This window comes from uncultured Microbacterium sp. (assembly GCF_947488465.1).
Taxonomy (GTDB): domain Bacteria; phylum Actinomycetota; class Actinomycetes; order Actinomycetales; family Microbacteriaceae; genus Microbacterium.
Genome location: NZ_CANKZA010000002.1, coordinates 169,164 through 190,893, shown reverse-complemented (window position 1 = coordinate 190,893; position 21,730 = coordinate 169,164). Strand labels below are relative to the sequence as shown.

The 21,730-nt window shown below is 66.9% G+C and carries 19 protein-coding genes, 1 tRNA gene and 1 pseudogene; 12 read left to right on the top strand and 9 right to left on the bottom strand.

Going from position 1 to position 21,730, the window contains the following annotated elements; translation table 11 throughout:
* Positions 1-9: 9 nt before the first annotated feature.
* The 5 genes from Q0653_RS05875 (at position 10) to Q0653_RS05855 (ending at position 6,308) form a co-directional block, all read left to right on the top strand.
* Positions 10-948 carry a cytochrome c oxidase assembly protein gene (locus Q0653_RS05875; RefSeq protein ID WP_298740914.1) on the top strand — a complete coding sequence of 313 codons (939 nt, stop codon included), beginning with the start codon at positions 10-12 and terminating at the stop codon, positions 946-948.
* A gap of 3 nt (positions 949-951) precedes the next feature.
* Entirely contained in the window at positions 952-2,568 is a 1,617-nt protein-coding gene (lnt, locus tag Q0653_RS05870; protein ID WP_298943414.1) for an apolipoprotein N-acyltransferase, read from the top strand.
* 186 nt (positions 2,569-2,754) lie between these two features.
* Complete coding sequence (ccsB, locus tag Q0653_RS05865; RefSeq protein WP_298943412.1) at positions 2,755-3,771, top strand: c-type cytochrome biogenesis protein CcsB; 1,017 nt, start codon at positions 2,755-2,757, stop codon at positions 3,769-3,771.
* 115 nt (positions 3,772-3,886) lie between these two features.
* Positions 3,887-5,866, top strand: a complete 1,980-nt coding sequence (locus Q0653_RS05860) for a cytochrome c oxidase assembly protein (protein ID WP_298740907.1) — start codon at positions 3,887-3,889, stop codon at positions 5,864-5,866.
* 46 nt (positions 5,867-5,912) lie between these two features.
* Entirely contained in the window at positions 5,913-6,308 is a 396-nt protein-coding gene (locus Q0653_RS05855; RefSeq protein WP_298740905.1) for a DUF4307 domain-containing protein, read from the top strand.
* A 57-nt stretch (positions 6,309-6,365) separates the two neighbouring features.
* Here Q0653_RS05855 and Q0653_RS05850 read toward each other — a convergent pair whose 3' ends face one another.
* Positions 6,366-6,617, bottom strand: a complete 252-nt coding sequence (locus Q0653_RS05850) for a hypothetical protein (RefSeq protein WP_298740903.1) — start codon at positions 6,615-6,617, stop codon at positions 6,366-6,368.
* Between the two features lie 322 nt (positions 6,618-6,939).
* Positions 6,940-7,062, bottom strand: a complete 123-nt coding sequence (locus Q0653_RS05845) for a hypothetical protein (protein WP_298943409.1) — start codon at positions 7,060-7,062, stop codon at positions 6,940-6,942.
* A gap of 556 nt (positions 7,063-7,618) precedes the next feature.
* On the opposite strand from Q0653_RS05845, the gene Q0653_RS05840 reads away from it, so the two are divergent.
* Entirely contained in the window at positions 7,619-7,879 is a 261-nt protein-coding gene (locus Q0653_RS05840; protein ID WP_298740901.1) for an IS30 family transposase, read from the top strand.
* A gap of 51 nt (positions 7,880-7,930) precedes the next feature.
* Here the strand turns inward: Q0653_RS05840 and Q0653_RS05835 are convergent, their stop codons facing one another.
* Together Q0653_RS05835 and Q0653_RS05830 are read right to left on the bottom strand one after the other, a co-directional pair.
* On the bottom strand, positions 7,931-8,806 hold the full coding sequence (locus tag Q0653_RS05835) for an IS3 family transposase (protein WP_298740899.1): 876 nt from the start codon (positions 8,804-8,806) through the stop codon (positions 7,931-7,933).
* Positions 8,740-9,186: a helix-turn-helix domain-containing protein gene (locus tag Q0653_RS05830; RefSeq protein ID WP_298943406.1), complete on the bottom strand. Its 447-nt coding sequence runs from the start codon at positions 9,184-9,186 to the stop codon at positions 8,740-8,742. Before Q0653_RS05830 ends, Q0653_RS05835 begins: the two co-directional genes overlap by 67 nt.
* A gap of 97 nt (positions 9,187-9,283) precedes the next feature.
* Here Q0653_RS05830 and Q0653_RS05825 point away from each other — a divergent pair.
* A pseudogene (locus Q0653_RS05825) lies at positions 9,284-9,457 on the top strand (IS30 family transposase); the annotation flags it as partial.
* Between the two features lie 440 nt (positions 9,458-9,897).
* Here Q0653_RS05825 and Q0653_RS05820 read toward each other — a convergent pair.
* Together Q0653_RS05820 and Q0653_RS05815 are read right to left on the bottom strand one after the other, a co-directional pair.
* Entirely contained in the window at positions 9,898-11,103 is a 1,206-nt protein-coding gene (locus Q0653_RS05820) for a site-specific integrase (protein ID WP_298943404.1), read from the bottom strand.
* A 101-nt stretch (positions 11,104-11,204) separates the two neighbouring features.
* Positions 11,205-11,278 (bottom strand) — tRNA-Gly (locus Q0653_RS05815).
* Positions 11,279-11,481: 203 nt separating this feature from the next.
* Here Q0653_RS05815 and Q0653_RS05810 point away from each other — a divergent pair.
* Complete coding sequence (locus Q0653_RS05810) at positions 11,482-15,642, top strand: glycoside hydrolase (protein ID WP_298943402.1); 4,161 nt, start codon at positions 11,482-11,484, stop codon at positions 15,640-15,642.
* 57 nt (positions 15,643-15,699) lie between these two features.
* On the opposite strand, the gene Q0653_RS05805 is transcribed toward Q0653_RS05810, so the two are convergent.
* Positions 15,700-15,936 carry a hypothetical protein gene (locus Q0653_RS05805; RefSeq protein ID WP_298740891.1) on the bottom strand — a complete coding sequence of 79 codons (237 nt, stop codon included), beginning with the start codon at positions 15,934-15,936 and terminating at the stop codon, positions 15,700-15,702.
* Positions 15,937-15,986: 50 nt separating this feature from the next.
* Here Q0653_RS05805 and dcd point away from each other — a divergent pair, with 50 nt between their 5' ends.
* Positions 15,987-16,592 (top strand): dCTP deaminase, encoded by a 606-nt coding sequence (dcd, locus tag Q0653_RS05800; RefSeq protein WP_298740889.1) that lies wholly within the window; start codon positions 15,987-15,989, stop codon positions 16,590-16,592.
* Between the two features lie 99 nt (positions 16,593-16,691).
* Complete coding sequence (locus Q0653_RS05795; RefSeq protein WP_298943399.1) at positions 16,692-17,336, top strand: MarR family winged helix-turn-helix transcriptional regulator; 645 nt, start codon at positions 16,692-16,694, stop codon at positions 17,334-17,336.
* 10 nt (positions 17,337-17,346) lie between these two features.
* Here Q0653_RS05795 and Q0653_RS05790 read toward each other — a convergent pair whose 3' ends face one another.
* Entirely contained in the window at positions 17,347-17,763 is a 417-nt protein-coding gene (locus tag Q0653_RS05790; protein WP_298943396.1) for a hypothetical protein, read from the bottom strand.
* 179 nt (positions 17,764-17,942) lie between these two features.
* Positions 17,943-19,334 (bottom strand): MFS transporter, encoded by a 1,392-nt coding sequence (locus tag Q0653_RS05785; RefSeq protein WP_298943394.1) that lies wholly within the window; start codon positions 19,332-19,334, stop codon positions 17,943-17,945.
* Positions 19,335-19,482: 148 nt separating this feature from the next.
* On the opposite strand from Q0653_RS05785, the gene Q0653_RS05780 reads away from it, so the two are divergent.
* Together Q0653_RS05780 and Q0653_RS05775 are read left to right on the top strand one after the other, a co-directional pair.
* Positions 19,483-21,228, top strand: coding sequence for a DEAD/DEAH box helicase (locus Q0653_RS05780; protein WP_298943392.1), 1,746 nt, complete (start codon positions 19,483-19,485; stop codon positions 21,226-21,228).
* A gap of 17 nt (positions 21,229-21,245) precedes the next feature.
* Positions 21,246-21,578 carry a hypothetical protein gene (locus Q0653_RS05775; RefSeq protein WP_298943390.1) on the top strand — a complete coding sequence of 111 codons (333 nt, stop codon included), beginning with the start codon at positions 21,246-21,248 and terminating at the stop codon, positions 21,576-21,578.
* Positions 21,579-21,730 lie beyond the last annotated feature (152 nt).

Genomic DNA, 21,730 nt, shown 5'->3' with positions numbered 1-21,730 from the left:
GATGAGACCGTGAACGACTGGATCCCCGGGGCACCGCCGACACTGCTCGGCTTTCTCAGCCCTGGGCCGTTGCCGCTGCCACTGCTGCCAGTAGTGGCAGGCCTGCTCGCCGTCGCCTACCTGGCCGGCGCGGTGCGGCTGTGGTCGCTGGGACGTCGGTGGCCGGTGTGGCGCACGGTCAACTTCCTGCTTGGCTGCGTCGCCCTTGCCGCGGTCACCGGGCTCGGAGTCGAGGGGTACGGGCACGCGCTGTTCTCGGTATTCATGTTCCAGCAGCTCACCCTGATGATGGCAATCCCACCGCTGCTGGTTCTCGGCTCTCCCGGCACGCTGTTGCTGCGCGCCACCCCCCACCACGGCGCCGGCCTCCTGATCCTGCGTGCGGCACATGCGGGGCTGCGCAGCCGGACCGCCCGGTGGCTGCTCAGCCCGTGGCTGGCGGTCCCGTTGTACCTGGCCGCGTTCTACGGCCTCTACCTGGCGGATTTCGCCGACCCGATCCTGTCCACCGTCACCGGTCACACTCTCCTCGAGGTCGGGTTCCTGGTCGCCGGGATACTGTTCACGATCCCGGTGCTGTCCTCAGACCCGCTGCCGGTGCGGATGAGCCACGGCGGACGCGCTCTGGATGTGTTCGCCGAAGCCGCTCTGCACGCGTTCTTCGGCGTCTTCTTGATGATGGCCACCAGCACCCTCGTGCAAGGGTTCGCCGGGCCGACGAGCGCACTGGGCATCGACCCGATCGAGGACCAGCGCCTCGCCGGCGGCCTGGCCTGGTCCTACGGCGAAGCCCCCACCCTGCTGATGCTCATCTACGTGATGCACCGCTGGTTCCGCGAAGACACCACCCAGGCGGTCGCCGCCGACCGTCGCGCCGACGCACACGGCGACCCCGATCTCGACGCCTACAACGACTACCTCACCCGACTGCACCAGAAAGACACCTGACCGATGCGTACCACCATGCCCTCGCTCGTCCCGGCTGCTACGCCGGGGCAAGGGACACTGCAGCGCGCACGATCGTGGTCGATGCCGCTCTGGGCGGCGGTCTCAGCCGCTGCCGCTGCCGGGTTCCTCCTGAATTTGGCATCCCCGCCGGTCGGGTGGTGGCCACTGACCTTCGTGAGCGTCACGGCCGCCCTGCTGACCCTGGTCGGGCGCAGCATCGGAGGGGCGCTGCTGGTAGGCACCACCTTCGGCGCCGTGTTCTACACCACCCACCTGGTGTGGGTAGCAGAGTTCCTCGGCCCGGTGCCGTGGCTTACCCTTGCCGGGCTGGAAGCAATCTTGTTCGGAGTAGGCGCGGTGCCACTCGCGCTCGCCTACCGGTGGACCGCCCGTCAGCGGCCAGGTGGCTCCATGCAGTTGATCGCGGTACCGCTGCTGGTCGGGGGGCTGTGGGCGGTTCGCGAGGTGGTGATGGGAGCGTGGCCATACTCCGGCTTCCCGTGGGCGCGGGTCGGGACGACGCAGGTCGGCGGGCCGTTCGTCGAGGTCGCGTCGTGGACGGGCGTGACCGGGCTGTCGTTCCTGATCGTGACTATGTGCGCCGCTGTGGTGCAGCGACTGCGTGCGGGCAGGTTCCGATTCGTCCGCGGCCTGCTCCCCGTCGGCGTCGTCGCGGTTCTCCTGGCTGTGGCGCCGCAGTTCCCCACCACGGAGGCCGGGGCGTTCCGGGTCGGCTGGGTGCAGGGCAATGGTCCGACCGGATACTTCGACGTGAAGGCGCCGGGCGACGTCCTCGCCGCGCAGAGCTCCGCGACGCGCCCCCTGTACGGGAAGCCGATGGATCTGTTGGCATGGCCGGAGGGCGGCGTGGACGCCGATCCGCTCAACGACCCCGATGCCGCGGCCGCGCTGGACCGCATCGTCCAGGCGGCAGGAGCGCCGCTGCTTATGAACGCCGCCACGACCCGCGGCGACGACGTCTTCAACACCTCCCTGCTCTGGACCGCGGATCCCGCGGACCGACAGTGGCATGACAAGGTCAACCCGGTCCCATTCGGGGAATATGTCCCCGACCGTTGGTTCTACGAGCGGATCGCCCCGGACCTGGTCGGTCTGATCCAACGCGAATACACCCCCGGCACCAATTCGCCGCTCGCGAAGGTCGGAGACGTCCGTGTCGGGCTGGCGATCTGCTTCGACGTGATCTACGACACCGTCATCTGGGACGGCGTCCAGCAGGGTGCGCAGCTGTTCGTGTTTCAGACCAACAACGCCGATTTCCGCGGCACCGACGAGAACCTCCAGCAACTCGCGTTCGCCCGCATGCGCGCCGTCGAAACGGGTCGCGCGGTCGTCAACGTCTCAACGGTGGGCACCAGTCAGGTGATCGCCCCAGACGGCACCACCATCGACAACATCGGCGTCGACACCGCCGGTGCATCGATCAGTACCGTCCCGCTGCGCACCGGGCTCACCCCGTCAACGGCGCTCGGTCCCTCGCTCACCGGGTTCCTCGTCCTCGCCTCCAGTGTTGCTTTCGCGGCGGCCGGCTTCACCCACCGTGCCCGCACACGGGCGGTGGACATGGATCATCCGATCGGCCAAGGGAGGCGGCCATGATCGCACCGCAGACCGCAAAGGTCGGCACCGTCGTGCTGGAATGCGTCCTCAACGGCAGCAGATCAGCGCGGTGTACCCGCACATGCATATCGGAAAGCGAACGCACGCTGACCATCCCCCTCACACATCTGCCGCCCACGCTCCTCCCCAGCCCATGACCGCAACGATGAAGAGGACGACCCTGCCATGACCGGAACCGACGCGCTCTCCCTCGACGGCATCTCGTTGCTGCTCGTGTGGACGGCGATCGCCACCTACTTACTCGCGTTCATCGCGTACGCCATCGACCTTGCCCAACGCTCCGTCCCCGTCAACATCTCGCAGCGGGCGCCGCTCCTGGTCGGCGCGTCCACAGCTGACAGCTCGCAGACCGAGCCCCGTCCGACCGGACCGCTCGACAGTGTTCACACGCCGCCCGCCCAGCGGCGACGACTGCTGTGGGCGCGGATCGGGACATCGCTGACGGTCCTCGGGTTTCTGTTCCACGTCGCTGGCACCGTCCTGCGCGGGATCGCCGCCGAGCGGGTGCCTTGGGCGAACATGTATGAATTCGCGCTGACGGGCACTGTCCTGATTGTCGCGGTGTACCTGCTCGTGCTGCGCCGCTTCGACCTCCGGTTCCTGGGTGCGTTCTTGATCGGCATGGTGGTGTTGCTGCTGGGCGGGGCGACGATCACGTTCTACGTCGACGTCGTTCCGCTGATGGATCCGCTCAAGAGCGTGTGGCTGGTCATTCACGTCTTTGTCGCCTCGCTCGCTACCGCCCTGTTCGCGATCGCGTGCGGCCTCTCGGCCACCCAGCTCCTGCAAGCACGCCGTGAACGCCGTATCCCGGCGTCCTCGGATACAACCCGCGCCCCCGGCCCCGGGTTTCTGCGTACTCTGCCCTCCGCTGACGTGCTCGAGTCACTTGCCTACCGGTTCGCGATCGTGGGATTCGTGTTCTGGACATTCACTCTCATCGCCGGCTCGATCTGGGCGAATGACTCCTGGGGTCGTTACTGGGGCTTTGACACCAAGGAGGTGTGGACGTTCGTGATCTGGGTGCTTTACGCCGGCTATATCCACGCCCGCGCGACAAGGGGGTGGCGTGGCAGCCGCTCCGCGTGGCTGTCCATTAATGGGTTCGTCGCGGTGCTGTTCAACTTCACGATCGTCAACATGTTCTTCAAAGGACTCCACGCCTATTCCGGGCTCAGCTGACCCTCCACACCACAAAAGAAAGCACGGAAATGACCCCGACAACTTGGCTGCTCCGCGACGCGCATGCACGTCGCGACTGTGTACGCCGGCCCAGAACACGCCGACCAGCATCGGGATGAATCCCCGCTCATCACGGGTCGCAGGGCCGGCGATCCTCGTCGTCGTCGCGGTCATCGTCCTGGTCTGGGCGTTGGGATTCGGCGGCGGGGCCGCGGAGCTGTCCTTGGGCGACGCCGGCCCGGTCGCACGTTGGGGGCTTCCGGTCGCAAAGCTGTTTGTGAACCTCGCTGCCGCGGGTATGGTCGGCGTTCTCGTGACGGCGCTATTCACGCTCCGCGCCGGTGAGCGCGAGCTCGATGTCGCAATGGATTCCGCCTCGATCTCCGCCGCCGTGTTCACGGTCGCTGCTGGCGCAACCGGGTTCCTTACGTTCATCAGCGTGTTCAACCCCGAGCTCAACGCAGGACCGCAGTTCGGTACGCAGCTCGGTCGGTTCCTGGTCGAGCTCGAGGTAGGCCGCACGTGGCTGATCACGACGGTTGCGGGTGCCGCGCTCACCGTTTTCACCTTCGCTGTCCGGTCCTGGGTCGGAACACTCCTCGTCGCTGTGCTCGCGGTGGCATCGCTTGTGCCGATGGGCACACAGGGACACTCTGGCGATGACGCCTTCCACCACGAGGCGATGATGGCGCTCATTCTGCACATCATCTGCGCCGCGGTGTGGCTCGGCGGGTTGCTCCTGCTCATCGCGATCCGTCCCGTCCTTGATCGGCGCCGCATCCCTGATGTCGTCGCCCGGTACTCGAGCATCGCCCTTGTTGCGTTCGTGCTCGTCGCGGTGTCTGGCACGGTCCGTGCGGCTATCGGACTGCAGGAGTGGCCTGCGTTGCTCTCTCCCTATGGCGCGATCTTGGGCGTCAAAGTCATCGCGCTGATCGGGCTCGGACTCCTCGGGGTGTGGTACCGCGCTCGCCTGGTCGGCAGGATGCGCGAATCTGGCGCGGCATCCCGCGCCTTCTGGACACTGATCGCTTTCGAGCTGGCGCTGATGGGTGTGGCCAGCGGTGCCGCAGCGGCGCTGGCACGCACCCCGACTCCCAACCCAGTCCCGCTTCCCGAGATCCCTTCCCCGTCAGAGCGCCTCACCGGCGCGCCGTTGCCCCCGGAGCTCACGATCGAACGGTGGGTCACCGCATGGAACGTTGATCTGTTGTGGGCAGTGGTCGCCGGCTTCGCGGTATTCTTCTACCTCGCTGGGGTGTGGCGGTTGCGCCGCAGGGGCGACTCGTGGCCGGTCTCCCGCACGATCATGTGGGTCGCAGGGATGCTGCTGCTGGTGTGGGTGACCGGTGGTGTGATCAACGTCTACCAGGATTATCTGTTCAGCATGCACATGGTCGGGCACATGCTGCTCACGATGGCGATCCCGGTGCTGCTGGTGGCCGGAGCACCGGTGACACTCGCCGCCCGGGCGATCCGCAAGCGTGACGACGGCACCCGAGGGGGTCGTGAGTGGATCCTGTGGGCCGTGCACTCCCCAGTCGCGCGCGTGCTGACGAACCCATTTGTCGCGGCCGGCCTGTTCATCGGGGCGCTGTGGATCTTCTATTTCACCGGTCTCTTCCGGTGGTCGTTGTATGACCATTTCGGCCACCAGTGGATGGTCGCGCACTTCCTCATCACCGGCTACCTGTTCGTACAGTCGCTGATCGGCCTCGACCCGGTGCCGTGGCGGCTGCCGTACGCCGGCCGGCTCCTGCTGCTGATCGGAATCATGGCGATGCACGCCTTTTTCGGCATCGCGATCATGATGCAATCGGGGCTGGTGGTTGCCGAGTGGTTCGGAGCGATGGGCCGCACCTGGGGAGTTACACCGCTGGAAGACCAGTACATCGGCGGCGGCATCGCCTGGTCGATCGGCGAGATCCCGACCCTCATCCTCGCGATCACCGTCGCGATCCAGTGGAGCCGTAGCGACGCACGCGAGACGAAGCGCCGCGACCGGCACGCTGACCGCACCGGCGAAGCCGAACTGGATGCGTACAACGCACGCCTGCGCGAGCTCGCCATGCGCGACACCCGCGACCGCAAATGATCGCCTCATCGGAAGGATCTATCGAGATCCGCGCAGGAGGTGCCGCATGACAACAAAGGATCAGCTCGACGAACGCTACGGCCGCGCTTCGCACCCCGCCCGCCGCCGCGCGAGGTGGATCATCCTCACGGTTGCGGCTGCCGCGGCAGTCGTGGCGCTCTCATGGTTGACCGTCTCGAACTCCGCTGACGATGTCGGATATGACGAGACCGGTTTCGAGCTGGTCGACGCACGCACTGTCACCGTGTCGTTCCAAGTCACCCCACCCACGAACACAGCCTTCGCTTGCGCCATCAAAGCCCTCGACGAAGACTTCGGCGTCTTGGGTTGGCGAGTCGTGGAGTACTCCGCGTCGGAGACGGTAACGCGAGCGTTCCTCGAGACCATTCCGACTGTCGCCCAGGCAACGACCGGCACAGTCCACTCCTGCTGGGTCAGATAGTCGCAGCCAAAATGGCCACCCCGATACAGGGACCGCGCCTGGGGCCTGGGTGCGCTTCTATCGCTCTTTGAGCCGCAGCCGTCTGGCCAGGAAGCCCGCCAATCCCCCGAGAAACAGGCAAACGACAGCGATCAGCACAGCAACCTTCCACCAGGCGTTGCCGGTGAGCAGATTCGCCAGCAGCACCACCAGACACAACGCGTTGAACGAGAAAGCCAGAAGGACGAACCGAGTGGATGACCAACGTTCGCGCTCGGCCGGACGTTTGACAGCAGCAGACACGACAATCCATTCGCTGGAGAAGATCATCCGAGAATACAAGTAGGGAATGCGCGATGCGCGGAATGGTGTCAGTTGGATGCGGCCCGCGGTAGGCGTGATCTGACTGCCCTGTTTATTGCTGAGTGCGCGGCTTCTCCCTCCCAGGCGTGCGGGTTGTCTCCCGTCGAAGCGTGAAGCGGATCTCGGACAAATTTGTGTCGACGACGGGTCGAAAATGAGGCCAATACGACGGGGTGGTTTCCAGTGACCATCGCAACGGGAACCGTTTGAAAGGAGTTCTCGTATGTCGTCTCGTCGGGTTCGAAAGGGGCCGGGTCGTCGGCCGATGTCGGAGAAGCGGCGGCAGTTCTTAGAGCTGCTTGCGCAGGGTTGGTCGGTGCGCGGTGCGCGGTGCGTGTCGGAAGTTGGGGATCTCGAGGTCGTCGGGCAACACCTGGAAGAACGGCTCGATGGCGCGGCGAAAGGATGGCACGGTCAAATTCGTGCCGCCGCTTGAGCCCCTCTCCCTTCGCATCATCTCAGCGAGGTTCCTGTCCGAGGACGAGCGGGTCCAGATCGCGGACCTCGCTCGCCGCGGCATGGGTCCAAGCTCATTCCGCCGCCGCGACCCGGCGGCGGCGGGTTCGACCGCTGAAGCTGGCCTCCGACCCCGCGCTGCACTCGTTCGTGCTCGACAGGCTGAAACAGCGGTGGAGTCCGCAGCAGATCGCCAGAGCTCTGCGCCTCGCACGCCCAGATGACTCGGGACGGCGGGTGGCGACGGAGACGATCAGGCGGTTTACCGGCCGGGATCCGGGATCATCCGTAAGCCGGCGCCGTCACCGCTGCGAACGGGGCGTGATCATCGCCGTGGTCACAGTCGCCAGATCCGTGCTGGCCGCCGGTTCGCGCAACCCATGCTCTCCGTGCACGACCGCGGCTTCGAGCCCACCGACAGATCGGTCGCGGGGCATTGGGAAGGGGACCTCATCGTCGGCCCACACAACCGTTCCGCGATCGGCACGCTCGTAGAACGACAGACGCGCTAGGTGAAGCTGCTGCACCTGCCGGCACACAGCTCTACCGAGCTTCTCACTGCTCTGGTCAGGACACTCAATGAACTGCCACCTCCGTTGCGGCGGTCGGTGCCGTGGGATCAGGGAACGGAGATGGCGCGCCATCTCGACATCACACAGGCGACGGGCACGAGGATCTACTTCTGCGACGCCGCCAGCCCCTGGCAACGCGGCAGCAACGAGAACACCAATGGACTGCTGGAGTGGTCCCCGAAAGCTGGACTGAGGAATTGAGCACTACTGGTTCGCCGCGTGGATCTGCGCGCGGTGTTCGTCAGGGCTGAGTTAGCCGAGGCGCTGTTGGATGCGGGTCGTGTTCCACCACTGCAGGTATCCGGCTAGGCCCGCGTGAAAATCTTCGAGCGTTTCGGGCTGCTGCACGCGGAACCATTCCTCCTTGAGGTGGCTGAAGAACCCTTCCATCGCGGCGTTGTCCAGGCACGTGCCCTTGCGAGACATTGACTGGGTGAGCCCTGCCTCACTCAGCGTGTTCTGCCAGAGGGCGTGACGGTACTGAAACCCTTGATCGGAGTGCACGAGCGGCTTCTCGCCAGGTTCGAGGCGGTCGATCGCGGTGCGCAGGCCGTCCGTGACCATCTTGACGCTCGGCGATGCCCCGGCTGTTGCGGAGACGATCCGGTTGTCGAAGAGGTCGAGGGTCGGCGAGAGGTAGACCTTGGCGTTGCCGACTCTGAACTCGGTGACGTCAGTGGCCCACTTGGTGTGCCGGGCCTCGGTGGCGAATTGGCGGTTCAGCACGTTCTCGGCGGCCTCGCCAAGCTCCCCGCGGAAGGAGTTATACCGCTTGCGGCGTCGCACCGGACACTGCAATCCGAGCGCGCGCATCAGCTTGAGCACCGTCTTCTTCGACACCCGCCAGCCCTGTCGGAGCAGGATGGCGAGGACACGCTGGTGCCCGTACGAGCCTCTCCCATCCGCATAGGCCTGGCCGATGGCTTCCTTGAGCTCCGCATGCCGGTCAGCCCGCTTGAGCCGGTTCCGGTGGTCGTAGAACGTTGACCGGGGAAGCTCCGCGATCTGCAGCAGGAGACGCAGCGGGTAGTGCGCCTTGAGATCTTCGATCGCTCGAACTTTCAGCGTCGTTCCGGTGATCTCAAGGCTCGCAATTTTCCCAGGTACGCGACCTCCGCGCGCAGCCACTCGTTCTCCTTGCGGAGCGCCTCCATCTCGTCATCAGGGGGTGGATTCGAGCGATCGGTCGGCGGCCGGCCACGCCGTTTCGGACGCAACACGTCGACGCCGTCGCGACGATAGATAGTCGTCCAGTTGCCGACGGTGCTGGGAGAGGGAAGGTCGTACTCTTCGGCGAGAACGCGTCCCGACACGCCCTCAACATGGCGCAGCACGACCTCGAGCTTGGTCTCGAAGGCATACTCCCTGCGGTCTCTCGTCACCAGCGCACCCGATCCTCGTATTTGCCACCGCTGGTACAACATTTGGACAGGGTTCTGGGCGAGGCCAAGCGACAGCGCCACCGACCTGGCCGTGAATCCCTCCTCGAACAACTCGACGGCCGACACGGCCTCCGACGGATTCAATGTGCTTCCCGAGTACATGGATCTGCTCCTCCGAAATTGGGCACTTAGAAACGGTGTCCAGCTTTCGGGGACCACTCCACTGCTACGCCAGTACTTCCCGAAGTCCACAAACCTCGCCGTACACAGCCCACGCGACCTCGCGCGCGTCGAGAGCGAACTCAACCGCCGACCTCGGATTACCCTTGGGGACCGCACACCAGCGGAGCTCTTCGCGGCCCTGCTAGCCTCCGAGAATCACCCTCCGTTGCGATGACTACTGGAATACAAGCCGTCGCTAATGCGTCAGATTCGACCGTCGCCGACAATTTGCCCAAGTTTCCTCCCGGCGCGGCAGCTAGCGTGTAACTGCCTGACAGCGCCAGGCGGGACGACGATCTGTGCGCGCGCAAGGCTGAGTCCGAAGGGCGAGTCTGGCCGACGTGTTGTCGCCAGTCGACGCAATCAAACTCGAATTGAACTAACAGCCGGCCCAGACCGGCCCAGACGCCTGTCGGGCCGTCGCCGGTGACATCCGATCTAGGCGTTTCGTCTCATTCGGGTTGCGTGACGGGAGAGCGGTTGTAGCCTCTAACCAGGCAGAATGAGAGGCCCTCCTCCAGCAGAAGCCTGAAGATGGGCCAGTGGCTCCGACGGGCGTCGATCCCGTAACCTCACGATTTTCAGGCGTCAGTGCCAGATCCGCATCGGCATCCACTATTCCTCTACCCACTTGGCGAGTTCCTCGACGGCGCGACGGCCCTCTCTGGTGAGTACATGGCGGTAGGGATCAGACGCCTCGGTGCTGCTGTGGCCGCTGACGCCCGCGAACGCAGCCCAGGCGATCCCGGCATGTTCGGACAGCGTGACATACGAGTGGCGAAGCCAGTGTGTCGTGGCACTGGGTTGGTCGACCCCCGCTGCAAGTAGCGAAGATCGGAGATGGTTGTTGTCGTCGACGTTGGTCTGAGGTGATCCGTCGTCGCGATGCCAGAGCAGGTCGTGCGGGTTGGGGAAGGTGTCGCTCTCCCGAAGGGTATGAAGCTGGCTGACCACATTCTCCGTCAACGGGATCTGGCGTGGTCTGTCGTTCTTGGGGCGGACGAGTACGTGTCGATCCTGCAGGGGTAGCCATTCAAGCTCATCGGAGATGACGATTTGGCGGTCGGCGCAGCTGCCAGCGCGCTTCTTACCGCACCTGCCACCGCAGCCATGAGCGAAGTCCGCCTCGGTTAAAGACCAAGAGAGAAGGGCAGTGGAAGCCTCGAGGTCGAGATCACTCCAACGAAGCGCGCGCGCTTCGCCGCTGCGTATCCCGGTGAGCAATCCCATCGTCCACCGCGGGTCTTGCAGACGGAGGAGTGCCCGCGCGTCTTCGCGTGAAAGCGAGTCTCGCTTCTTGCCGGCTTGCGCCCGCCGGGGAGGCGTAAGGGTCGCGACGTTCTCTGTGAGGAGGCGCTCAGCCCGCGCATACTCCAGCATCGTGACGAGTGTCCGGTGCGCGCTGCCTATCGCGGCATCGCCGACCCCGGTCTGTCGAATCGCATTGTGGAGACGGCGAACGTCGGCCGGTGTCAGCTCGCCGATCATTCGACGACCGAGAACAGGCACGATTTTTGACCGCACATTGGATCGGTAGTTCGCGAGAGTTCGGGGCTTGGCGCGCGTCGAGACGTCGGCAATCCACCGGTCAGCGAGATCCGAGACTCGCGTGGATCGATCGAGGACCCGTCCAAGTGTCTCTCGCTCTCGAAGGATGGCGTTGAGCTTTTTGACGGCAGCTTCCTTCGACTTCGCCATCCGGGCGACCTGGAGTCGCTTTCCCGTGCGAGGGTCGAACCCCACGTCGATGACGGCGCGCCACAGCTTCTTCGAGGGGTCCCAGTAAAGGGCCCCTTGGCCGTGCTCGCGCGACTTCGGCATGATCGAACGCTACCTTCCGAGGTATACACATGGCTATACACATGTGTATGGCGCTCGGTGGTGCGCTATGGCGTGACAACGCCCGGAATTCCAGGGTTTTGTGGAGGGGATGACGGGAATCGAACCCGCGCTATCAGCTTGGGAAGCTGAAGTTCTGCCATTGAACTACATCCCCGGAACGCCCGAAGGCGTCCGCCCAGCTTACCGTGTCTGCCCGCGGTCGCCGTACGACACGTGTCAGGGTCAGATCCTCAAGAGCCTCTTGCCGAGCGGGCTCATGTGCGGCTAACCTCACTCAGCAAGGGCATGTTGACGTAAACATGCTCCCTCCACCCCCTCTCGTAGCCGCGTTGTCGCGGCGAGAAAAGGTCCAAGACAATGAAGTCACAGCGCGCGCTCGCGGCACTGACCATCGGAACGCTCGTCGCAGGAGGCCTCGCCCTTGCGGCACCCGCCGCCGTCGCGGCGCCGACGCCCCTCACCATCACGCCGAACCCGGCGTACGCGGGCGAGCCCTTCGAAGGATGGGGCACGAGCCTCGTCTGGTTCGCCAACGCGACGGGCAATTACCCGGAGGATGTCCGGCAGGACCTCTTCGACAAGGTCTTCGGCGACGACGGGCTGCGCCTCAACATCGCGCGCTACAACATCGGCGGCGGCAATGCGACCGACGTGCCGTCCTACCTCCGACCCGGCGGCGCCGTCGAGGGATGGTGGAACCCCGATCTCGACGCGACCGACGCGCAGGGTGAGATCACGGCGACCTACGCCGACCGCGACCGGTACGCGGCGGCGTGGGATGCCGATGACCCGGCCAGTTACGACTTCACGGCCGACGAGACCCAGCGCTGGTGGATCGACGCCCTTCGCGATCGCATCACGACCTGGGAGGCGTTCAGCAACTCCCCGCCGTACTTCCTCACCGAGAGCGGCTTCGTCTCGGGTGGCATCAACAATGCGACCTCCGAGCAGCTCGCCGTCGCCGACATGGAAGACTTCGCGACCTACCTCACGACCGTCGTCGAGTACATCGAGGCCGAGCACGACATCGACTTCAAGACCCTCGACCCGTTCAACGAGCCGAACACCAACTACTGGTCGACGCGGCTCGGCGCGAACGGCTGGCCGACGTCGGCGAGCCGGCAGGAGGGCGCGCACATCGGCCCGTCGCGGCAGGACGCCATGATCAAGGTCCTCGCCGAAGAACTCGCCTCGGAGGGCACCACGACCGACGTCGCGATCTCGGCGATGGACGAGACGAACCCGTCGATCTTCACGACCAACTGGAACGGCTGGTCCGCCGCCGCGAAGAGCGAGGTCGACCAGCTCAACGTGCACACGTATGGCACCGGCGACCGGCTCGTCGTGCGCGATATCGCGAAGGCATCCGACAAGCCCCTGTGGATGAGCGAGGTCGAAGGCAACTGGGACCCGGACGGCTTCAACCAGGTGAACATCGAGAACGGCCTCGGCATGGCCGGCCGCATCGTCGACGACCTGCGCGAGCTCGAGCCGAGCGCCTGGGTGTTCTGGCAGCCCGTCGAGGACCTCTACAACATGGAGAAGGTCGAAAACCTCAACTGGGGCAGCATCTTCGTCGACTTCGATTGCAACGCCGAGGGCAACTCGGAGCGCCGGCTCGCGGATGGCGACGCCGACCCGTCGTGCCAGGTTCTGACGAACGCGAAATACAACACGGTGCGCAACTTCACGCACTACATCCGTCCGGGTGACCGCCTCATTCCGACGAACGACACACAGAGCACGGCGGCACTGTCGTCCGCGGGCGACGCGGCCACAATCGTGCACGTGAACTCGAGCACGAGCGAGCGCGCGGTGACCGTCGACCTCTCGAAGTTCGCCGCGATCGCTCCCGGCGCCACCGTCACGCCGATCGTTACGACGGAGTCGCCCGCGTCCGACGTCACGGCGAACGGCCTCGTAGCCGGTCAGCCGGTGTCGGTGGATGCTGCCACCCAGAGCGCGGTCGTCACCGTCCCGGCGCAGTCCGTGACCACGCTCGTCATCTCCGGTGTCAGCGGCGTCGCGGTCGACGCTCCCCAGTTCGAGGATGGCCACAGCTACCAGCTCGTCGGCGTCCAGAGCGGCCGCGCTCTGAGCGGCGACACGAACGTCACGATCCGCTCGGCGGCGACGACGACGGATGCGGCGAAAGCGCAGGCCTGGACCGTCCAGACGCTCTCGGGCGATGGCACCAACCGTGAGCGCGTCGCGCTCGTCAACGGCAACGGCCAGTATCTGGCGGTATCCGGCACCTCGACGGCCCTCGTCACCGCGTCGAGGGAGCAAGCGGCCGCCGAATCGCGACTGCAGTGGATTCCGTCGTCGACCGATGGCCGCACGTTCTCCCTCGTGAGCGTCTCCGCCGAGCGTGTGCTCGACGTCAACGGTCAGGGGACCGCCGACGGCACGACCGTCGGAACCTGGACGTCGAACAACGGCACCAACCAGCGCTGGACCCTCGCCGACACCGAGGTGACGGGCGTCCGGCCCATCACCTCCAGCACGATCGTCGGCACCCCGCCGCAGCTGCCGGCGCAGGTGACGCTCGTCTACCGCGGCGGCGTCGAGCGCACGGCGGCCGTGGTGTGGAACACCGACGGCGCTGATTGGAGCAGCCCGGGATCGGTCACGGTGGCGGGCTCCGGCACCGACCTCTTCGGCTCTTCCTTCGAGGCCACGGCGACGGTCGAGGTCGGCGGCTTCGCCGGCACCGACCCGGTGTCGCTGACGACGTATGCGGGTGCCTCGCTCGCCGCGGTGCAAGCCGCCGCCCCCGCCACGGTGCCCAGCCGGATCGGTTCGAGCGAGAACCGGTTCCCCGCGTCGGTCACGTGGGACTGGAGCGAGCTCTCCGACGCCGATTTCACCGCGCCGGGTGTGGTCGTCGTGCCGGGTAGTGCGGCATCCAACCAGCCCGACGCCCCGAGTCTCGAGGCGACCCTCTCGGTCATCGTGACCGCGCCGACCCAGGCGAATGTCGCTCCGACGTCTACCGCGTCGGCAACGTTCACCGAGAGCTCGTCGTACAGCGTCGACCGGACGAAGAACGGCATCCTCGACGACAAGGGCTGGTCGAACTGGCGGTCGGGAACGAAGAACGCGCAGGACACGCTGACCTATGCCTTGCGCGAGCCGGCATCGCTCGGGTCGGTCGCCGTGCACTTCTACCGTGACGGCACCAACAGCTGGGCACGCCAGCTGCGGGTCGAGACGCGGCTCGGGTCAGGCGCGTGGACACCGACCGCGACGATCCCCGTCACGGCAGCTGCGACCGGTCCGGCGCCGATCGTCGAGGTGCCGCTCGGCGGCGTGAAGGCCGACCAGGTGCGCGTCGTGATGGATGCGCACCCGGCGACGCACATGATCGTCTCGGAAGTGCGGATCCTGGCGATCGCCCCGTCGCCGGCCGGTGTCGCCGACCTCGCGCGGCTGTCACTGGACACGGAGCCCGTCGACGGGTTCTCGGCCGACACGACGTCGTACGCGGTGGAGCGAGTCGGCAGCGCGTGGCCTCGGCTCGCTGCCGTCGCGGTCGACTCCGCAGCGCGGGTCGACATCGTCCAGCCCGCGGATGCCGGGGGCGCCGGCTCGGTGCGGGTGACCGCGCCCGATGGGACCGTGCGGACCTACTCCGTGACGGTGAGCCGTTCGGTAGCGCTCGCCGATCCGACGATCAGCGGCGATGCCCTCCTGGGTGAGACGCTGACCGCCGCGGCCGGCACGTCCGACCCGGACACGGCGACGATCGCGTTCCAGTGGACGCGGGACGGAGCTGACATCGCGGGCGCCACCGGTGCCTCGTTCCGAGTCGGTGCCGCCGATATCGGAAAGGCCATCGCGGTGCGGGCCACGGCATCCGCCCCCGGCTTCACGGATACGTCGGCGACGTCGCAGCCCGTCGTACCGGTCGAGGTGCAACCGGGCGACGGCTCGAAGGCCGCGCCCGGTCGTGGGGTGCTGTCGTCCGACAACGGGTGGGACACCGGGCTGCAGGACGGCGACTACGCGATCACCATGAACCTGTGGTGGGGCACGAACGCCACGCTGTTGAAGCTCTACGAGAACGGCACGCTGATCGCGACGAAGCGCCTGACCGCGGCGACTCCGGCGGCGCAAGCTGCCTCGGTGCCGATCGCCGGACGGACGAACGGGACCTACGTCTACACGGGCGAACTCGTGAACTCATCGGGCACGACCGTCACTCAGCCGGTCGCGGTGACGGTTCGCGACGCGAACCCGGGCAAGCCCTCGCTCAGCCACGACAACTGGGACCGGGACGGGGGCTTCACGCTCACCGCGGACCTGTGGTGGGGGACGAACGCGACCTCCTACGCGTTCTACGAAGGCAGCACCGAGATCGTATCGGGCGACCTCACGGCGGGCACCCCGGCCGCCCAGCGCGCCACGGCCGCAATCACCGGTGCGAGTGTGGGCAAGCACGTCTACACGGTCGTGTTCACGAATGCGGCCGGCGCGACCACCAGCGCACCGATCACGGTGACCGTCGCGCGGTGACCTGAGAACGGCGACGGCGGGTGGGTCCATCGATCCACCCGCCGTTGCTGTGCCCGCTCAGCGCGCGGGTGGTCCCGGGTACGACTGCGGCGGTACCGGCGGGCGGTAGCCGGCAGGACCGAACTGCTGACCCGTCTCCTGCATGGCCAGCTTCACCCCGTTCTTCACCGCCGTGCGCATGATGAGATAGCTGACCCACACCATGAGAGCGAGGATCGCGAGATAGATGACGATGGCGATGATGAAGAAGCCGATGCCGAATCCGGCGGCTGCTCCTGAATAGTCGGGGTTCACGATCGAAACCTATCGCGAGCGAGGCGCCTGCCCCCGGGTAGGCTGGCCGCGTGCTGCTGAGCGATCGCGATATCCGTACCGAAATCTCCTCCGGACGGGTGGGTCTGGACCCCTGGAACCCGGAGATGGTGCAGCCATCCAGCGTCGACGTGCGCCTCGACCGGTACTTCCGGCTGTTCGACAACCACAAGTATCCGTTCATCGATCCGGCCGAGGACCAGCCCGACCTCACGCACCTCATCGAGGTTGCACCGGACGAGCCGTTCATCCTGCACCCGGGAGAGTTCGTGCTGGGATCGACGTTCGAGCAGATCACCCTGCCCGATGACATCGCCGCGCGCCTCGAAGGGAAGTCGTCCCTCGGACGGCTCGGCCTGCTCACGCATTCCACGGCCGGGTTCATCGACCCCGGCTTCTCGGGTCACGTGACCCTCGAGCTCTCCAACGTCGCGACGCTGCCGATCAAGCTCTGGCCTGGCATGAAGATCGGGCAGCTGTGCTTCTTCCGCCTGTCGTCGCCGGCGGAGAACCCCTACGGCACGGGGCCGTATCTCAACCGGTACCACGGCCAGCGCGGGCCCACGGCATCCCGCTCGTCACAGAACTTCCACCGCACCGACGTCGGTGCGACCGAGGCCGGTTCCCTCGGCGGCTGAGCTGTCGGGCGCTCGACCTGCATGACTCCTGCCGTTGCCGCGCGCGTGGCGGTGTGAACCGCGACATCCCGCCCCGGCGGTGAGGCCGAGGCGGGATGAGTGCAGGAGTTGTTCAGGTCGTGGGGATCAGACGGCGCCGCGCTCGGCGCCCCGGGCGAACCCGGCGTCGAATCCACGCTCGTAGGCGCCCTCGCGGTGGCGTCCGTGGTGGCTGCGCTCGCCGCGCGGGTGGCACGGGCCCTCGTCCCGCCCGTGGCCGAAGCCCTCGCCGCTGCCGTGGCCCTCACTGCGCGGGCCGACGGCCCACACAGTCATCGCGGGGGGCCTCACGAGCGCGGTCCGTGGGCGCACGGCGGGGGACCGGGAATGCGGGGGCGTGCCGAGTGGGCCGCGGGCGCGCGCTTCGGAGGGCCGGCGCGGATGCGGCTGCTCGAGGCGCTGGCCACGGCATCCCACCCGCTCTCGGTGAGCGAAGTCGGCGAGGCGATCGGCGTCGATCAGCCCCGGGCATCGCGCCTCATTCAACAGTCGGTCGAGCTCGGCCTCGTGCGGCGCGAGGCCGATCCGGACGACGCCCGGCGTACGCGCGTCGCACTGACCGACGAGGGGTCGCGGTTCGCGCGCGGCTTCCGCGGTCAGCGCCGCGAGCACCTCTCCGAGGCACTCGCGGACTTCAGCACCGCCGAGCGTGCCGAGCTGGTGCGCTTGCTGACGAAGCTCGCCGAGGCGTGGCCCCAGCGTTGAGCGACGCGTCTCACTGTCCGCAGAGTCGCCGCCGGATCCACTCCGCCGCATCGGCCTGAGCGAGGTCGCCCGAGCGGATGCTGCGCACGAACTCGATCGCCTCATCGCTCAGCCGGCCATCGGCCGTGTGCGGGGGGTCGCGCAGCACGGCCGTCGTGAGCCAGCGCGCGAGGTGACCGCCGAGGCGTGCGGCGACGGCGACCGTCCCCGCGAAGTGGCGTGACTGGCCGTCGGTGTCGTCGTCGAGTGCCGGGCGGAACCCTCGCCCGCGGAGGCGATTGCTGCCGCCCGACGCGGCATCCGTCAGCCAGAGCGGACCGCGCCGTACCCCGCCGATGCGGCCGACCTCGCGCAGGAACCGCGCGTCCGAATAGCCACGTTGGGCAATCCGCGACACGACGTCGGCGAGGGCGGCGCAGGCATCCATCCCTCCACGGTACGCGCTGCCGCTTCCTGCGGGAGCGCGGGAAAACGGGCGCATTCTGTCGCTACCGCCGCCTCGATGCGACAAAATGCGCCCGTGACTTCGGGCTCCGTCCCGGGCTCGCGTGCGTCGGGGGTCGACTGTGGTCGCATCGCCAGGTGGATGCGGCAGCACCTGCCCCGTTAATCGATCTGCGCCTGCGTCGCTTTCACGGGGAGCATGAGGAGCAGGCCGGCGAGCAGCACCAGCACGATCCCGAGGATGCCGAGACGCGTGTCGCCGGAAAGTCCCACAAAGAGGGCGAACAGGCCGGGTGCCAGGAACGACACGGCGCGCCCGGTGGTGGCGTAGAGGCCGAAGATCTCGCCCTCGCGACCCGCCGGGGTGATCCTCGCCAGGAAGGAGCGGGATGCCGACTGGATCGGACCGACGAACATGCAGAGGATGAGTCCGACGATCCAGAAGCCGATCGGCGCCGTCCCGATGAAGAGCACGACTGTGCCGGCGATGACGAGCCCGATGAGCGAGAAGACGATGACGTTCTTCGCCCCGAAGCGATCGTCCAGGCGGCCGGCGATGATGGTGGATATTCCGGCGACGACGTTGGCGGCCACGGCGAAATAGAGCACCTGCGACGAGCTGAAGCCGAAGACCTGCGCGGCGATGATCGCGCCGAACGTGAACACCCCTGCCAGGCCGTCGCGGAAGACGGCGCTCGCCAGCAGGAACATCAGCACCTGGCGGTTGCCGTGCCAGAGCTTTTTGAGCGTGCCGAACAAGACGCCGTAGGAGGCGAAGAATCCGACCCTGCTCGACCGTGCGCGGGCCGGGATCTCGGGCACCCGGAGAAGCACGGGGATCGCGAAGACGCCGAACCAGACGGCCGAGGCGAGCACAGCGAGGCGGATGTGCAAGCCGCCCTCGGTCGTGATCCCGAGCGGGCCGGGGCTTGTGACGAGTCCGATGAAGCCGACGAGCAAGATGATGAGCAGCACGATGCCGCCGACGTACCCCATCCCCCAGCCGAAGCCCGAGACGCGGCCCATATTCTCGCGTGTCGAGACCTGCACGAGCATCGCGTTGTAGTTGACACCGGCGAACTCGAAGAAGATGTTGCCGACGGCCAGCAGCGTCGCGCCGAGCACGAGGTAGCCGGGGGAGCCTTCGACGAAGAACATCGCGGCCATCGAGAGCACGACGACGCCCGTGTTGATCGCGAGCCAGAGCTTGCGTCGTCCGGAACCGTCCGAGCGCTGTCCGAGGACGGGTGCGAGGACGGCGATCAGGATGCCGGCGTTCATCAGCGCGACGCCGATGAACGAGGCGTTGCCGGCCTGCGCCGCCACGAGGGCCGGGTTCTTCTCGTCATCGCCGGCTGCGGCCACGATCTCGGGATCGATGAAGTACGTGCTCGACAGATACGTGCTGAACACGAACGTCGTCACGACGGCGTTGAAGGCGGCCGATCCCCAATCCCACAGCGCCCACGCCAGGACGCTGGGTCTGCGGGTGACGGTGGCGCGGCCTCCGGTAGCGGCGAGAGCGTCGGGGGCGGGTTGATCGGGCAGCGACATGTTCGTCACGCTAGGTCCCTTCGGTGAACGTCCGGTGCACACGTACCGGGGCTGCGCCGCCACGTCGCGACGCGTCATCAGACTAGAGGCGCGCGGGCGTTTCGCCGCTGAAGCGGTGCCGAGGGGGTCGGACCAGTACCGTGGTGCTATGGCATCTGACAGCACTCCCGACTCCGCCGAGGCCGAAACGACCGGCTTCGCCGACCTCGGGCTCGATCCCGCCGTCCTCAAGGCACTGAAGGACGTCGGCTATGAGACGCCTTCGGCCATCCAGGCCGCCACCATTCCGCCGCTGCTCGCGGGCAAGGACGTGCTCGGCACGGCCCAGACCGGTACCGGCAAGACGGCCGCGTTCGCGCTGCCGATCCTTTCGCGACTCGACTTGGCGCAGAAGACCCCGCAGGCACTCGTGCTCGCCCCCACGCGCGAGCTCGCGCTCCAGGTGTGCGAGGCGTTCGAGAGCTATGCGTCGCACCTGCGCGGCGTGCACGTGCTTCCGGTCTACGGTGGACAGGCCTACGGGCAGCAGCTGTCGGCTCTCCGTCGTGGTGTGCACATCGTCGTCGGCACCCCCGGCCGCATCATGGACCACCTCGCCAAGGGCACGCTCGATCTCACCGAGCTCAAGTACCTCGTCCTTGACGAGGCCGATGAAATGCTCAAGATGGGCTTCGCCGAGGATGTCGAGACGATTCTCGCCGACACCCCCGTCGAGAAGCAGGTCGCGCTCTTCTCTGCGACCATGCCCGCGCAGATCCGCCGTCTGGCAGGCACGTATCTGAAAGATCCGGAAGAGATCAACGTCAAGTCGAAGACCTCGACCGCGACGAACATCACACAGCGCTACCTGATGGTCTCGTACCCGCAGAAAGTCGATGCGCTCACCCGCATCCTCGAAGTCGAGAACTTCGAGGGGATGATCGTCTTCACCCGCACGAAGAACGAGACCGAGACGCTCGCCGAGAAGCTCCGCGCCCGCGGCTACACGGCCGCCGCGATCAACGGCGACGTCGCGCAGGACAAGCGCGAGCGCACCGTCAATCAGCTCAAGGCGGGCAAGCTCGACATCCTCGTGGCGACCGATGTCGCCGCGCGTGGTCTGGATGTCGACCGCATCAGCCACGTCGTGAATTTCGACCTTCCCATCGACACCGAGTCGTACGTCCACCGCATCGGCCGCACCGGTCGCGCGGGCCGGACGGGCGACGCGATCAGCTTCGTCACGCCGCGTGAGCGTCGCATGCTGACCTCCATCGAAAAGGCCACCCGCCAGCCCCTCACCGAGATGCGGCTGCCGAGCGTCGATGACGTCAATGCCACTCGCCTCACCCGTTTCGACGACGCGATCACCGCGGCGCTGGCCGAGACCGAGCGCGTCAACCGCTTCCGCGACATCATCGCCCACTACGTCGAACATCACGACGTGCCCGAGGGGGATGTTGCCGCGGCGCTGGCCGTCGTCGCGCAAGGCGAGACGCCGTTGCTGTTGGATGCCGACGCGCTCAAGGCCGCGGCCCGCGAAGACCGCGATGCCCGCGACCGCGATCGCGCCGAGCGCGGCGACCGTGATGACCGTCCGCGTCGCGATGACCGCCGAACCGGCGGGGGAGCGACCGCAACGTACCGTATCGAGGTCGGACGTCGGCACAAGGTCGAGCCGCGCCAGATCGTCGGCGCACTCGCAAACGAGGGCGGCTTCCGTCGTGAGGACTTCGGCGCGATCCAGATCCGTCCGGACTTCTCCCTGGTGGAGCTCCCCGCCGACATTTCCCACGACACGCTGCGGCGCCTCGAGGGCACACGCATCAGCGGACGCCTGATCGAGCTCAAGCCCGACAAGTTCCAGCGGTCGGCCAAGCGCGTCGAGCGTCCGAACCAGCGCCCCCGCGACTGACGTCGGCAGCGGCGGCGATGGCTGATCCCACCGGGGCGACCCGCCGGATCGACCTCCGTCTGCACAAACCCCGGCTGGCACTGTTCGCGGGCGTCCGCCCGACGCTCGTGGTCGCCGGCCGGGGTCAGCCCGTGCAGTGGGGCGCCGGCACGTGGCAGGTTCCCGCGGGGGAATCCGTCGTCGTCGGCGTCTATCTCTACACGCGCCTGTGGTACTTCGGCCGTGCGGAGGTGACGCTGCGGCCCGAGCACACCGGGGTGCTCGTCTACCGGGCGCCAGTGCTGCCCTTTGGGCGCGGGAGCCTGGTGATTGCCTCGAGCGATCAGCGGACGCTTCCTGAGGAGATGTGAGTTCTTGAGGAGCACTTCGCCGCATCCGGTCCTCGGGTCGCGACATCTCCTCGGCAAGCCACGCGGTGCAAGCGTGCTGTCGTCGAGCGAGGGAGCGCAGCGACCGAGACGAAACGGAGGCGCGCGTGACGGCATCCTGGAAAGTTGATATG

Bases quoted from the DNA above. Each gene is read 5' to 3' on its own strand.
- Q0653_RS05785 (WP_298943394.1), bottom strand. From the start codon at position 19,334: ATGTCGCTGCCCGATCAACCCGCCCCCGACGCTCTCGCCGCTACCGGA.
- Q0653_RS05775 (WP_298943390.1), top strand. From the start codon at position 21,246: ATGGCTGATCCCACCGGGGCGACCCGCCGGATCGACCTCCGTCTGCAC.
- Q0653_RS05780 (WP_298943392.1), top strand. From the start codon at position 19,483: ATGGCATCTGACAGCACTCCCGACTCCGCCGAGGCCGAAACGACCGGC.
- Q0653_RS05820 (WP_298943404.1), bottom strand. From the start codon at position 11,103: ATGCCGAAGTCGCGCGAGCACGGCCAAGGGGCCCTTTACTGGGACCCC.
- Q0653_RS05790 (WP_298943396.1), bottom strand. From the start codon at position 17,763: ATGGATGCCTGCGCCGCCCTCGCCGACGTCGTGTCGCGGATTGCCCAA.
- Q0653_RS05860 (WP_298740907.1), top strand. From the start codon at position 3,887: ATGAATCCCCGCTCATCACGGGTCGCAGGGCCGGCGATCCTCGTCGTC.
- Q0653_RS05850 (WP_298740903.1), bottom strand. From the start codon at position 6,617: ATGATCTTCTCCAGCGAATGGATTGTCGTGTCTGCTGCTGTCAAACGT.
- ccsB (WP_298943412.1), top strand. From the start codon at position 2,755: ATGACCGGAACCGACGCGCTCTCCCTCGACGGCATCTCGTTGCTGCTC.
- Q0653_RS05810 (WP_298943402.1), top strand. From the start codon at position 11,482: ATGAAGTCACAGCGCGCGCTCGCGGCACTGACCATCGGAACGCTCGTC.
- Q0653_RS05855 (WP_298740905.1), top strand. From the start codon at position 5,913: ATGACAACAAAGGATCAGCTCGACGAACGCTACGGCCGCGCTTCGCAC.
- lnt (WP_298943414.1), top strand. From the start codon at position 952: ATGCGTACCACCATGCCCTCGCTCGTCCCGGCTGCTACGCCGGGGCAA.